The 12,536-nt window shown below is 67.1% G+C and carries 7 protein-coding genes and 1 tRNA gene; 4 read left to right on the top strand and 4 right to left on the bottom strand.

From position 1 onward, the window contains the following. Positions 1–294: 294 nt before the first annotated feature. Positions 295–1,830, bottom strand: coding sequence for an FAD-dependent oxidoreductase (locus B5F40_RS05315; protein ID WP_087193340.1), 1,536 nt, complete (start codon positions 1,828–1,830; stop codon positions 295–297). 64 nt (positions 1,831–1,894) lie between these two features. After that, the gene (locus tag B5F40_RS05310; RefSeq protein WP_162610902.1) at positions 1,895–2,311 is read right to left on the bottom strand and encodes a cytochrome c3 family protein; all 417 of its coding nucleotides are present in this window, start codon (positions 2,309–2,311) and stop codon (positions 1,895–1,897) included. A 140-nt stretch (positions 2,312–2,451) separates the two neighbouring features. Between B5F40_RS05310 and B5F40_RS05305 the strand changes: the two genes are divergently transcribed. After that, the gene (locus B5F40_RS05305; RefSeq protein WP_204217332.1) at positions 2,452–2,667 is read left to right on the top strand and encodes a helix-turn-helix domain-containing protein; all 216 of its coding nucleotides are present in this window, start codon (positions 2,452–2,454) and stop codon (positions 2,665–2,667) included. Between the two features lie 14 nt (positions 2,668–2,681). Here the strand turns inward: B5F40_RS05305 and B5F40_RS05300 are convergent, their stop codons facing one another. Beyond that, positions 2,682–4,139, bottom strand: coding sequence for a glycosyltransferase (locus tag B5F40_RS05300; protein ID WP_087193382.1), 1,458 nt, complete (start codon positions 4,137–4,139; stop codon positions 2,682–2,684). Positions 4,140–4,273: 134 nt separating this feature from the next. Between B5F40_RS05300 and B5F40_RS05295 the strand changes: the two genes are divergently transcribed. The 3 genes from B5F40_RS05295 (at position 4,274) to B5F40_RS05285 (ending at position 11,130) form a co-directional block, all read left to right on the top strand. Next, a tRNA-Glu gene (locus B5F40_RS05295) sits at positions 4,274–4,348 on the top strand. 312 nt (positions 4,349–4,660) lie between these two features. Beyond that, positions 4,661–7,582: a PD-(D/E)XK nuclease family protein gene (locus B5F40_RS05290; protein ID WP_087193338.1), complete on the top strand. Its 2,922-nt coding sequence runs from the start codon at positions 4,661–4,663 to the stop codon at positions 7,580–7,582. Continuing rightward, on the top strand, positions 7,579–11,130 hold the full coding sequence (locus tag B5F40_RS05285; protein WP_087193337.1) for a UvrD-helicase domain-containing protein: 3,552 nt from the start codon (positions 7,579–7,581) through the stop codon (positions 11,128–11,130). Before B5F40_RS05290 ends, B5F40_RS05285 begins: the two co-directional genes overlap by 4 nt. A 285-nt stretch (positions 11,131–11,415) precedes the next feature. Here the strand turns inward: B5F40_RS05285 and B5F40_RS05280 are convergent, their stop codons facing one another. Continuing rightward, a complete protein-coding gene (locus tag B5F40_RS05280) occupies positions 11,416–12,390 on the bottom strand; it encodes a glycosyltransferase family 2 protein (RefSeq protein ID WP_087193336.1) in 975 nt (324 codons plus the stop codon). Between the last annotated feature and the right edge of the window lie 146 nt (positions 12,391–12,536).

Genomic DNA, 12,536 nt, shown 5'->3' with positions numbered 1-12,536 from the left:
TTCTGCGGCGCATTTCGCCCAAAAGCAGATCCTCTCCGAAAAAAAGGCGGTTTAAACGCTTTTGCCGCAGATCCAAGGGCGAGGCGCCGTCGGGAGGCGGGTTCTTTGCCGCAGAGGCTTCGGGCTTCTGCGATGGACGGTGTCGGAGGCGCCGGTCGACGCGGCGCCTCCGACACCGTTTCGTGTGCGAGCGTGTAGCCCCGTTCGCCTGCGGCCGGCTTTGGGATTCGACCTCGGCGGGCGGGTCGTCGCGGCTGCCCGCTCTTTCGGTTCGGACGGCTGCGAGCGGATTGCCTACGGCTCTACGGGCGTCGCGCCCGCGACCGTGGAGCCCGCCACCATGCCGAACACGCCGCAGTCAGGAGCCGAACATCCGGTGAGGCGCTGTGCGCCGTGAACTCCGCCTGTGACCTCGCCCGCGGCGTAGAGGCCCTCGATGGGGCTCCCGTTCGAGTCGAGGATGCGGGCCGACGTGTCGATGCGCACGCCGCCGGGCGTGTAGTTGTTGTTTGGAATGAGGTTCATTCCGTAGAAAGGTGGCTGCTTTATGGCGGCTCCTTGCAAAGCGGACATGTCCTTTCCGAAGTCTTCGTCCACCCCGTTGTCGAACATCTCGTTATAGCGGCTCACCGCGTCTACGAGCGTTTGCCTGTCGTAGCCGAAGTGGTCGGCCAGTTCCTCGACGGTGTCGAACCGGTACATGGTTCCGTTCTTGAAATTGCGTCCGGAAAGCGACATCTCAAGACGCTGCTTGTCGTGGAACAGTTCGATTCCCTTCGAATCGTACACGAGCAAAGGGGGCTTGCCGTCGAAGTCCCGCATCTGCCTCAGGATGATGATGCCGAGGTCGTTGCGGCTGCCGAGCTCGTTGACGAAGCGCTTTCCGTCGGGGTTGACGAGCATGCCCCAGCAGACATCCTCGGTGGGAATGGGGTAGGACAGGCGGAACAGCGAGAGGTTGACCGTTTGCGCGCCGTGCTTGGCCAGCATCCGCAGCACCCCGGAAGTGGCTCCGGGATTGGTCATGGTGTCCGCTTGCGCCAAGACGGCGGACTCGGAGCGCAAAAGCTCCTTGTCGCGCGCGTAGCCGCCCGTGGCGAACACGATGCCTCGACGTGCGCCGATGCGCTTGGCGCTCCCTGTCTGGTTCTCAAGGTCGTCGGTTTCTGGCGCACCGTAGTCGAACGAGTAATTCTCCCGTGCGATGACGCCGATGGCGCGTCCGTCGCGGAAGACGAGGTCGTCAACCTTGCAGCGCGTGCGCATTTCGAGCGTGTCGGCGAGCGTGCTCTGCGCGTGCGAGACGAGCGCGTCGAGCAGGTACCGTCCCCCTCCGGCCCACAGCAGGCGCTTCGCGCTGTGGCCGCCGCCGCTCTTGAGCTGCTTGAAGGTCGCTCCTCGCTCTGTGAGGAACCGGTAGAGGTCGTGCGATCCCTCCGCCACGACGCGCGCCAGATCGGGGTTGCCGTAGTCCTCGGCCACCTTCCTCATGTCCTCGTACATCCACTCGGGATCGTCGAGAATGCCTTCCGCGGCCTGCTCGTCGCTGCCTACCACGGCGCAGTTAAGCCCGCTCACGCGCGAAGTGCCGCCGAGTTGATCCATTTTCTCGAGCACGAGCGTCTTGGCTCCTGCTTCGGCAGCGGTGACGGCGGCGACCGTGGCTGCGAGACCGCTGCCAACGACGATCACGTCGGCGATCTCGTCGAATCCTTCGTTCCCGGATTCCTTTCCGCTTCCGTCCTCGGCGAAGGCGCGTCCTGTTCCGGCCATTGCCGCAGCTGTGACGGTTGCGAGGAGGCCGGCTTTCAGAAACTGCTTTCTATCCATGGACCCTCCTTCGGGTGTCGTGTTCTCCCTCGTGCGTTGTTGCACGATTGCCTTTCGCGCCCGATCAGGGGGCGTCGTTCATCCATTGGTCGGCGTCGTGGCAGCTCATGCAGAGGTTCACGGATTCCGAATGGGCTTTGTGGCAGGTCGTGCAGTCGAGTTGTTGATCGTAATGGAAGCTGTTGTGCGGGTTGAGGTCCTCTCCGATGCCGGCCGTCCTCTCGGCGACTTTGTCGTAGCTTTCGTGGCACGAGAGGCATTTGTCGTTCGAAACCGCTTGGACTCCCTGCGTCGGATCCTCCTCGTCGTGGCAGGATGCGCACGTCATGGCTGCGTTCTCGCTGTGCATCGGGTTGTTGAGCGGGTAGGCCGCGCGAAGCGCGTCCTCGTCGGAGACGGCTGCTCCGTGCGGCGCGCACCCCAGGCACGCCGCACCCGCGACGAGCGCGGCCGCCGCAAGCGCCGTCGCTGCTCTTCTCATAGCCTTTCCTTTCATTCGCTCGCGAAGGGCTCGCCGCAAGCGCCCGAATCGAGCACTCGTGACGAGCCCTTCTTGCTTCTTCTTGCAAAAGTCATCCTATAGGATGACCATATAATATCCGAAGAGCATACGCTTGTCCAATGGGAATCGGACAGAGAAAGCTGCTCGGGCGCCGGATACGCTCGTTAAGGGAAGAGCGCGGGCTGACGCAGGCCCAGGTGGCTGCGATGATAGGCAACGGCAGCAAACAATACATATCGGCGATGGAGCGGGGCGATAAGAACGTTACGATAGATGTGCTGTGCCGCATCGCCACGGCGTTCGGGGTGGACGTTCGCGATCTGATCGAGTTCTAGCCTCTTCGGATGCGCTAGCGTATGTGCGCCGGCTTGCCTCCCCAATAAAAATGAAGGAACCGTTTGCGGTAGCGCGCGTCTGCGGGATCCTTCGGCTTCTCGACCAGGCGCATTGTGGCGATAGCGATGTCTCGGGCAGCGTCCGGACGACGCAGGAAGCTCCCGTTGACGAGCATGGCGCGCGCGCTTTCCGGGTTGCGTGCCACGCGGCGCAGCGCTTCGAGCAGCTCGCGAGCCGTGGTCGCATGCATGGCCGCACCGAGCGACGTGAGCATCTGCACGTTGACCTTCTCTTGCCCGTAGGCCTTGCCCATGAGGATCATGGGCACCTGCGCGCACAAGCATTCGGTCACCGTGAGGCCGCCCGACTTGCAGATGGCAACGTCGCTTGCGGCCATGAGCGCGGCCATGTCGTCCACGTAGCCGAACACGGTGGCGTTGCCAACTCCCAGCTCGTCGCATTCTTGGCGCAGGTGGCGGGCGTAGTCGGCGTCGTTGCCGGCCACGAACACGAAGTGCAGCGTCTTCTCGAAAGTGTGCAGATAGGGCAGGAGCTTGTCGAGGGCGGCGCGGAAGTGGACGTAGGGGCGGGGCAGGTAGGCGCCTGCTAGCGCGAGCACGACAAGCTTATCCTGCGGAAGCCCGATCCGCTCGCGCGTGGACGGTCGATCGATGGGCCGGCGGAAGTCGTCGCGCGTGGGGATGCCGGTGATGAGGATGCGCTCCTCGGGCACCTTGCGCGGACGCAGCGTCTCGGCCATCGACTCGTTCGCCACGCAGAACAGGTCGGCGGACAGGTGCGGCCACAGCCCTTCGGTCTCGTAGTCGGTGGGCACGCATACGATGGGGAAGTGCTGGCCGGTGAGCATGCGCGCAGCCACCGCCACGTTCGCTGCGGTGATGTGAGTGCACACGATGGCGATGGGCTCGCGCTCGCGGACAAACTCGGTGAATGCGGGGTACATGATGCGGTTCCATGCGGTGCCGCCTCCCCACAAAAGGCGGCCGGTGAGCGTGAAACGCCAGGTGAGGTCGTAAATGGGTCGGGTGGCGCCCGTGAACAGCGACGCGGCCTTGTTCCCATCGAACACGATGCGCCCGAAATCGAGCACGTCGAGCACCTCCACCTCGAGATCTTCCGGGAAGTGGGGTTTGGCCTTCAAGTCGTCGGACGAACCGTCGGCTGCAGAAAGCTCGTCGCGCAGCAGGCGGAAAGCCTGGGCGACGGCGTTCGCCGCGCTGCGATGGCCCGAGCCCACGGAGGCGTGCATGATGATGAGCGTCGGGCGGTGGGCGCTCTCGGGCCCCTCTTGGGGGCCGAGAGCTTGACGGCTCGCCGGCGAGACGCCAAGCGCAAGCTGGGGGTTGGGTTCGGGCGCCGTCTCGTCGGAGCGGGTACGCCCGTCGCCGCCGTCCGAGGCGGTGACGGGCGATGAGAGGTGCTCGGTGGTGTCGGAAACGTCTGGACTCATGGCGACTATCATACCGCAGCGGACGGCATCGGCCACCGCGTTCGAGCATCGATGCGCGAAAAAACCGCTTGCAATGCCGCGCGGGCTTTGCAATAATATTCAGGCTGCTTTTCCGCAGGGAAAATGCATGCCATGTCCCCATAGTCTAGAGGTCAGGACGCGGCCCTTTCAAGGCTGAGACACGGGTTCGATTCCCGTTGGGGGCACCACGAACATCGCGGGCCGGGCGCATGTCGCCCGGCCCGTTTTTCTCTTGAAGGCGGTTCGCCGGACGGCCCTCTGATCGTGGCGGTGATCGCGGCCGCGCCCATTCGGTGCTCGGACGATGGCCGGCCTGCCGAGCGTGGGAAAGGTTCGGAGGCGCCGCCGCGATCCTCTGCGTGCCTCGGCTTCAGTGGGTTGTGAAGCGAGAGCGACGGCGCTCTCGGCTTTCGGAGGCCTTTCGCTCGTCGGATTCGGTTCGTCCTCAAGGCGCCCATCCATATCGGCGCTGCGGGCGCGTCTGCGCTACAATGAACGCCATGCCGTTTCGATCGCACATATTCGACAATGCGGATGCCGCGCTCGACGCCGCGCGCTCGCTGCTCTCTGAGTTCGGGGAGACGGGGGAGGACCCGACGCTGCTCGTGCCCACGTCGGCCGCTGCACTGCGTGTCCGATGCGCGCTTGCGGATGATGCGGACGCGTTCGGAGCTCGAGTCGAGACCCCTGAGTCTTGGATTGCCGACCGATGGGAGCTTTTCGGCGACGGCAGGCGTCTTGTGGACGGAGTCGAGCGCGAGCTGCTTGTCCGCCGTGCGCTCGCCGAAGGCTCGTCGGACGTTCTGTGCCCTGAGCCCACTCCCGGCATGATCGATCTCGCCTCTGCGCTCGCACGCGAGGCTCTGCCGGGGATCGTCTCGGTTGGCGGCGCCGAGGCGCAGCGCCTTGTGCTCGGCGACGCCGAGCGGGCCCTCGTCGACGCGCTGTCCCGCTACGCCGGACTGCTCGGGGAGCGCGGTCTTGCGGAGGCGTCGCAGGCGGCATGGGAGCTGCCCGCGCTGCTGCCCGCGCGCCCGCTTGTGCTGCTCGGCTTCGACGAAGTCCCCTGCTATCTCAAGGTCCTCTCCGAAGCCCTCTCCGTGCGCACCGTCGTAGCGCGCTTCGATGACGGCTGCCGGGCTCCGTTTGCCGATGCTCGTCGCGCGCCGGAGCTCACCTCGCTCGTCGGACGGCTCTACAAGGCAGATGCAGATCCGGTGGAGCCGACGGGGGCGGTGCGCTTCCTCGTGCCCGCGGGCCGCTACGCTGCACCTGCGCTCGTGCTCGACGAGCTGTTAGACGCCATCGCCCGCGAGCGTGAGGCTGCAGCGCGCCAAGAGCGCGATCCGCTACCGGCGGTGGTGTGCGCGCGCGATCCGCTCGGGTTGTTCGACGAGCTTGCCGACGCGCTCGGAGAAAAGGGAGCCTCTGTCGCCGTTGTCGCGACTCGTCCGTTCTCCCAAACGGCGTTTGGCCGCGCGTTCGGAGCGCTCGTTTCCCTCGTGATCGGGAAGGGGAGGCTTGTCGAGAGAGCCACAGACTTTGCGTTGGGCGCTTTTTCCGGCATGTCGATCGATGCGGCCGGACGGCTCGACGCCGCCTGGCGCGGCGACCGCACCGTCGATGCCGCTCGCCTTATTCGCGACCTGTCGGCCGCGAGCTCCGTCGCGTCCGACGCGCTCGAGGCGCTTTCTCGCAAGGATGCGGATGGGGCGCTGCGCGCTCTCGAGGAGGGTGCGCGCGAGGCCGGCGGGCTTGATGCGGCGAGCCGTGCCGAGGCGCTTGCGGCCGCGGCGCGAGCTCGGCGCTTCGTCGACGCGTGCGACATGGTCGGAACGGACGCGTTGCCGGCCCTCCCCCTTCTCGAGCGGGCCCCGTGTCCGGCGAGCGCCCAGACGCCGCTGCAGGGCGCCGTCGCGAGTCCCGATGCTATGTTCATGTCGCTATCGGATGCGGCCGAGCTGCCGATGTGCTCGGTATCGGCGCTTTTCATCTGCGACCTCACATCAAAGGCGTATCCAGTGCGTGTCGAAGAGGACACCGGGACGCTTCTGCTCGAGCGCCTCGGGCTGGCGCGCCCCGTTGACCCTCTCGCCGCAGCCCGGCGGCGCTTCTTCCGCGCTTTGTGCGCGGCGCGCTCGGAGGTGGTGTGCGAGCGCGAACTCAGCACGCAGGATGCGGCGGAGGCGTATCCTGCCGTCATGCTCGAAGAGCTGCTCGACTGCTATCGCGATGCCTCTGTGGGTCCTGCGGAGGATGTCGACCGGACGACGAGCCTGCCTGTGCGACTCGTTCCTTTCGCGCGCACCGCAGGCGAGGATGCGCTTCACGAGAACCTCGCGCTCGTCTCCGCCGACGTTCTGGCCTTGGGAGCGGGCGAGGAGTGGGATTTGCCGCGCGTGGGCGAGGTCGTTCGCAGGGATCGAGTAGCGCTGCCCCGCCGCGCTTCGGAGGGATCGCCGGCGATCGATCTCGACGAGGGACGGATCGTGTTGTCTCCTTCGGCCCTTGAGGCGTATCTTGAATGCCCCTGCAAGTGGTTCGCCTCGCGGCGCCTGCGCCTGTCAGAGCTGGACGCGGGGTTCGGCCCCCTCGAGAGGGGGAGCTTCTCGCACAGCGTGCTCAAAAGCTTCTACGAGCGCTTCCGCGAGGCGGGTGGAAGAAGGGTGTCGTCGGAGAACGTCGAGGCGGCTCGCGTCCTCTTGAGCGAGACGTTCGAGCAGCTCCTTGCGATCCAGCCTGAACTCGAGCGCTCGTTCAACCCGCTTGTGCCGCGCACAGCCGTCGAGCGGGCCGAGGTGCGGGAGCTCAAGCGAACGCTCCTGTCCTATCTCGATCGCGAGTGCGGGCTTTTGCCGGGCTTCGTGCCGGAGCGCTTCGAGTTCGAGTTCGGCGGCCATGCGGCGTTCTCCTACGGAGGCTGCCTTCTGCGCGGAAGCGTGGACCGCATCGACGTGAACGACCGCGGGCAGGCAGTCGTCATCGACTACAAAGGCTCGCTTTCGCGCGATCATGCCCTCGCGGCGGCCTCTCCCGTCGCTCAGGCCGCAGGCGCGCTTCTGCCCCATCGGGTGCAGGCGCTCGTGTACGCCCAGGTGGCGCGCAGGGCTCTCGGACTTGACGTCGTGGGGGCGCTCTATGTGTCCTATGGGCGCAACGGGGGCGTGTCCGGGGCGTTCGACCGCACCGTCCTCGGCCCTGTCGACTTGCCCGGCATCGACGAGGAGGGGTGCGGCGCGCCGGGGCCCGCATGCGAGGCCATGGGCGCCGCGTCTTTTTCCGAGCTGGTGGATGCGGTTGAGGAGGGCATCGCCTGCGCGGTGCGCTCGCTTTCGCAAGGCGTCATCGATCCCGATCCGCGCGGCGGCGATCCGTGTGGATTTTGCCCCGTGCCCGCTTGCGAGAGGAGGCGCGACGCATGAACCTCGACGCCTGCACGCCGGGCCAGCGCGCGAGCGTGGAGCACGTGGAGGGCCCTTTGCTCGTGTCCGCGGGAGCGGGCTCGGGCAAGACGTTCACGCTCACGCAGCGCATCGCCTACGCTCTTCTGCCGGACAGCGGCCCTGCCGCAGACGGCATCGACGAGGTGCTCGCCATCACGTTCACAGAGAAGGCGGCCTCCGAGATCAAGGCGCGCGTCAAGCGCACGCTGCGAGCGGAGGGCCTGGGAGGCGAGGCTCTCAAGGTGGACGGCGCGTGGATATCGACGATCCATGGCATGTGCGCGCGCATCCTGAGGGCGCATGCGCTCGAGCTGGGCATCGATCCCGCGTTTCGCATCGTGGGCGACGCGCAGCGCGCCGACCTTCTAGAAACGGCAATCGACGCAGCCTTGTCTGCGGGCGGCGATGCGTACCGCGCGCTCCTCGACGAGTACAAAGCGCGTTCGCGCATGCCGAACGAGACGTCGGTGGCGTCGATGGTCGAGGCCCTGATCGACAAGGCGGCCGGGCAACGCGGAGGGATCGACGCGCTGGACTTCGGACCGACGTCCGAGCGAGCCTCCGTTCTCGCGCGAGATCTTCTCCTAGCCTACGAGGAGGCGGCAGGCGCGCTTGCGGGTGCGGGGGGCAGCGCGACGGCCGAGCGCGCTCGAGCCCAGGCGGCCGATGCCGCCTCGGCGCTCGAGGCGTTTCTGGCAGGAGGAGTCGGCGAGGAGTGCGCAGAAGGGGACGGTGCGGACGTCGCGCTGCGTGCTCTTGCGGGCATTGTGGATGCGGATTGCGCGCGCATCGGCGGGAACTTCGCGGCGGTGGCGAAGCCCGCGGTCAGGGCGTTTCAGGCGGTCTACGACCGTGTGGTCTGCCAGATCGCGCTCGGGCTCGCTCGTCCGTTCGCAAGCGCCCTCGTCGATCTTGCCGCCGACGTGAGCTTCCGCTACGAAGAGGCGAAGCGCGAGGCCTGCGCGCTCGACAACGACGATCTGCTCTCACGCACGCTCGAGGCCCTTGAGGGGCATCCCGATATCGCTCGACGATACGAGCAGCGCTTCAAGCTTGTGATGGTTGACGAGTTCCAGGACACGAGTCAGCTGCAGATCGACATGATCGCGCGCTTGGCCGGCCCGAACCTCTCGCGTCTGTGCACGGTGGGCGACGCGCAGCAGTCCATCTACCGCTTCCGCGGCGCCGACGTGGGTGTGTACGAAGAGCACAAGCGCGTCATGTGCTCCGAAGCGGTGGGAGCGCGCTATGTGGAACTGAACCGGAACTTCCGCAGCCATGCCGACGTGCTGTCGTTCGTGGACCGGGTGTTTGAACAGCCTCACGTGTTCGGGAGCGCGTTCATGTCGCTGTCCCCCTGCGAGGCGCGCGTCTCGCGCTACCGGGGTCGCGCTCCCCGCATCGACCTCGTGCTGGCCGAGCTGCCGCCGGGTCGCGGCACGGGGGTGGGCGCGGCCGATGCGAAGCGCGCCTGCGCGCGCGCCGTCGCGCGGCGCTTCGCGGCCCTTAAGGACGACGGGCACGCGGCGGGCGAGATGGTGGTGCTTCTGGGCAAGATGTCGCGTGCGGGGTTGTACGCCGATGCGCTGCGCGAGGAGGGTTTCGAATGCGTCATCGCGGGCGGCTCGCTGTTCGCCTCCGCTCCCGAGGTGCGTGTGGTTGAGCGCCTTCTGGAGGCCGTTGCGAACCCGGCGAACACTTCGGCGCTTTTCGAGGTGCTCGCGAGCGACCTGGCGCGTCTGTCGGCGGACGACTTCCTCGAGCTTTCCACCGAGGAGGACCCCGAGACAGGGCAGCTGCGTCGCCGCGATCTCGACAAGGGCCTCGCGCGTCTCGTCGGACGCGAGGACGGGCTGTCGCCGAGCCTCGCGCATGCGCTGCGCCTCATCGATGGCGCGCGTCATGCGATCCGCACGCGTCCGGCGTCGGAGGTGCTGCGCGAGGCGGTCGTGCGTTCCGGATGGATGGCGCGCCTCGAGCGCAAGGGGGCGTGCGGCGTGGCTTGCGCGGCGAACGTGCTCAAGGCCATTCGCCTGGTCGAGGAGATCGAACGCGCGCGCCCGCTCGGACCGGCTTCGGTCGCGCGCGCCTTTTCCGACGAGCTGGATGCGGGACTCAAAGAGGCGCCTGGCGCGCTGTCGGGCGCGGATGGCGACGTGGTGAAGATCATGACCATCCACGCGTCGAAGGGCCTCGAGTTCCCCATCGTCGCGCTGGCTGACTTCGCGGACGCGGGCCGCGCGGGCTCGAAGCTCGTCGTCGAGGCTTGCGGCGAGGTCGTGCGCGGCTCGCTCATGCCCGGATCGACGCTCGACGCCTTTCCCCGGCTTGCGAAGCGCGTAGCGGGGGCTGTCGCCTCTTCGGGCGGCGACGAGGACGAAGATTCCGACGTGATCGCCGCCCGTCGGTTCGTGGAAGGCGGCGTCGATGCGTCTTGCTCCTGCTCGCAAGCGGCCTATCGGTCTGCGCTTATCGATCGCGCCGCCTGCGAGGAACTGGCCGAGGCGCGTCGCAAGCTCTATGTGGGGCTCACGCGGGCGAGCGAGGCTCTTGTCGTTGCCATGGACGCGAAGGCTCCTTCTCCGGGCAAACCCTTCTCCTACGCACCGCTCGTCGACGACATCCGCAGCGCGCTCTGCGGTGTCGAGGATTTCCCCGAAGGCGAGGCCGAGCTTGCGTATGGGGGCACGCGCCCTGCGCGGTTCGAGCGCATCGCCGTGCGGTCGGTCGACGTCCTGCCCGCGGCTGGCGACGCGGACGTGCGCGCTGCATCCGACGCTGCGACGCAGCGCTTCTTCGTCCCGTCCGCGGGAGGTCGTGCCCGCATCCCCCGCCTCTTTTGGGGGGGCGGACGTGAGGACGTGTTCTCTTACTCCTCGATCGCGCCCGCTTTCTCCTCGGACAGTTTTGATGGCGCCTCCGAAGGGGATGCCGATATCGAGGGGACTGGGGCGCTCGGCGGCATGGACGCCGATCGCGCCACCCGCCTCGGCGCTGCGTTCCATCGAGCCGCTCAGCAGATCGTGGAAACGGGGGGCTTCCCCGATGCCGCGCATCTCGACGCCCTCAAACGCTCTTTCGGGCTTTCCTTGGCGCAGCGCGCGCGTCTCGAGGCCGCGTGCGCCCGCTGGCTCTCGAGCGCCACGTTCGCAGAGGCGTTCTCTTGGCCGATGTGCCGCGCGGAGGTTCCGTTCCTCGTGACGGTCGGTGGCGCGCGCCTGGCGGGAGCGATCGACCTTCTGTGCTCGAGGGGCGCATGCGCCGAGGGGCGCGCTCTCGTCGTGGACTATAAGACGGGCGGTCGGGGCGGCGAGCCTTTGGATTCGGTTCGCGAGCGCCATGGGCTGCAGGCTGCCTGCTACGCTTTCGCGCTTCTAAGGAGCGGGTTCGAGGAGGTGGAGCTGCGTTTCGTGCGAGTAGAGCGCGAAACGCCGGACGGAGATCTTGAGGAGGTGCGCTACCGTTTCGCCATCTCCGACCTCGCTGATCTCGAAGCGCGCATTCTCGCAGCGCGGAAGCGTTCGTGAAAAAGTGCACCAGGCGACAATGAACCCCTTCATGCGGTTCGGGCTTCCGGGAAGCGCCCCGGAAGCCCGAACCTTCTAGTATCGCAGACGGGCGCGCCTCGAAGCCCCTGCGAATGGTTGGGGGCTGTAACGAAGGTGCGGGGTGAGCGCGACGGAACGCTGCTATCATGAGGGTTGTCGGGGCCGCGCGCGGGGGGAGGCAGCACGACGACGCGACCGACCTGTAAACAGGCCCCGAGGCGCCTCCGGGCGGCGCGGCGGCCGAGCGACCGTCCGGAAGGAGCGTCAGCGATGCCCGTAATGCCCGTAGGCCTTGAGCACTTCGAGCTCGTACTCCTTGCGGGTGCCCTTCACCACGGTGTCCAGGATGAGCCCGCAGGTGAAGCTCAAGATGCCGATGAACACGAGCGCCACGGCCAAAAGCGCGGAGGGCAGCTTCGGCACGAGGCCCGTCGCCAGGAACTCCGCGATCACGGGCACGCCCGCCACGAGCCCCAGCACGCAGAACAGGAGCGACACCCAGCTGAAGAGGGCCAGCGGCCGGTAGTCCTTGAACAGCGACAGGATCATGAGCAGCACCTTGCACCCGTCGGAGAACGTGTCGAGCTTGCTCTCCGAGCCCTCGGGGCGGTCGCGGTAGTCGATGGGCACCTCGGCGATGCGCCAGCGCTTGTCCACCGCGTGGATGGAGAGCTCCGTCTCTATCTCGAAGCCGGGGCTGAGCACCGGCATGGTCTTGGCGAACACGGCGTTGTAGGCGCGGTAGCCGGTCATGACGTCGGAGAACTCGAAGCCGTAGATCCACTTGATGAGCACGCGCACGAGGTCGTTGCCGAAGCCGTGGAAGGCGCGGTCGTTCTCCTCGCCGTAGGTGCCGTTGGAGAGGCGGTCGCCCACCACCATGTCGGCCTCGTCGGCCATGAGCGGGGCGAGGAGCGCGGGCGCGGCCTCGGCCGGGTAGGTGTCGTCGCCGTCCACCATGAGGTAGTAGTCCGCGTCGATGTCGCGCATCATCTGGCGCACGACGTTGCCCTTGCCCTGGCGCCGCTCGCAGCGCACCACGGCCCCGTGCTCGCGCGCGATCTCCCCCGTGCCGTCCGAGGAGTTGTTGTCGTAGACGTACACCGTGGCCTCCGGCAGCACCCGGCGGAAGTCGTCGACCACCTTGCCGATGGTCACGGCCTCGTTGTAGCAGGGGATGAGCACGGCGACGCGGGGTGCGCGCTCGAGCGTCTCGGGGGCGTAAGCTGTTTGTTCCACGGAAGGCTCCTTGCGGTGTCGGTAAGCCGCTTCATCCTACCCGAACGGGGCGGTTCGCGCCAGCCGTGCGCGTCATTTTTCAGACGGAATGCGGTGGGCGAGCCGTTGACGTGCGGTAAGGATGCTCGATTCGGTGCGTGGTAGAA

The organism is Gordonibacter sp. An230, assembly GCF_002159915.1.
GTDB lineage: Bacteria > Actinomycetota > Coriobacteriia > Coriobacteriales > Eggerthellaceae > Rubneribacter.
Note: the sequence above shows the minus strand (reverse complement) of the source record. Positions and strands in the feature narration are given on the sequence as shown.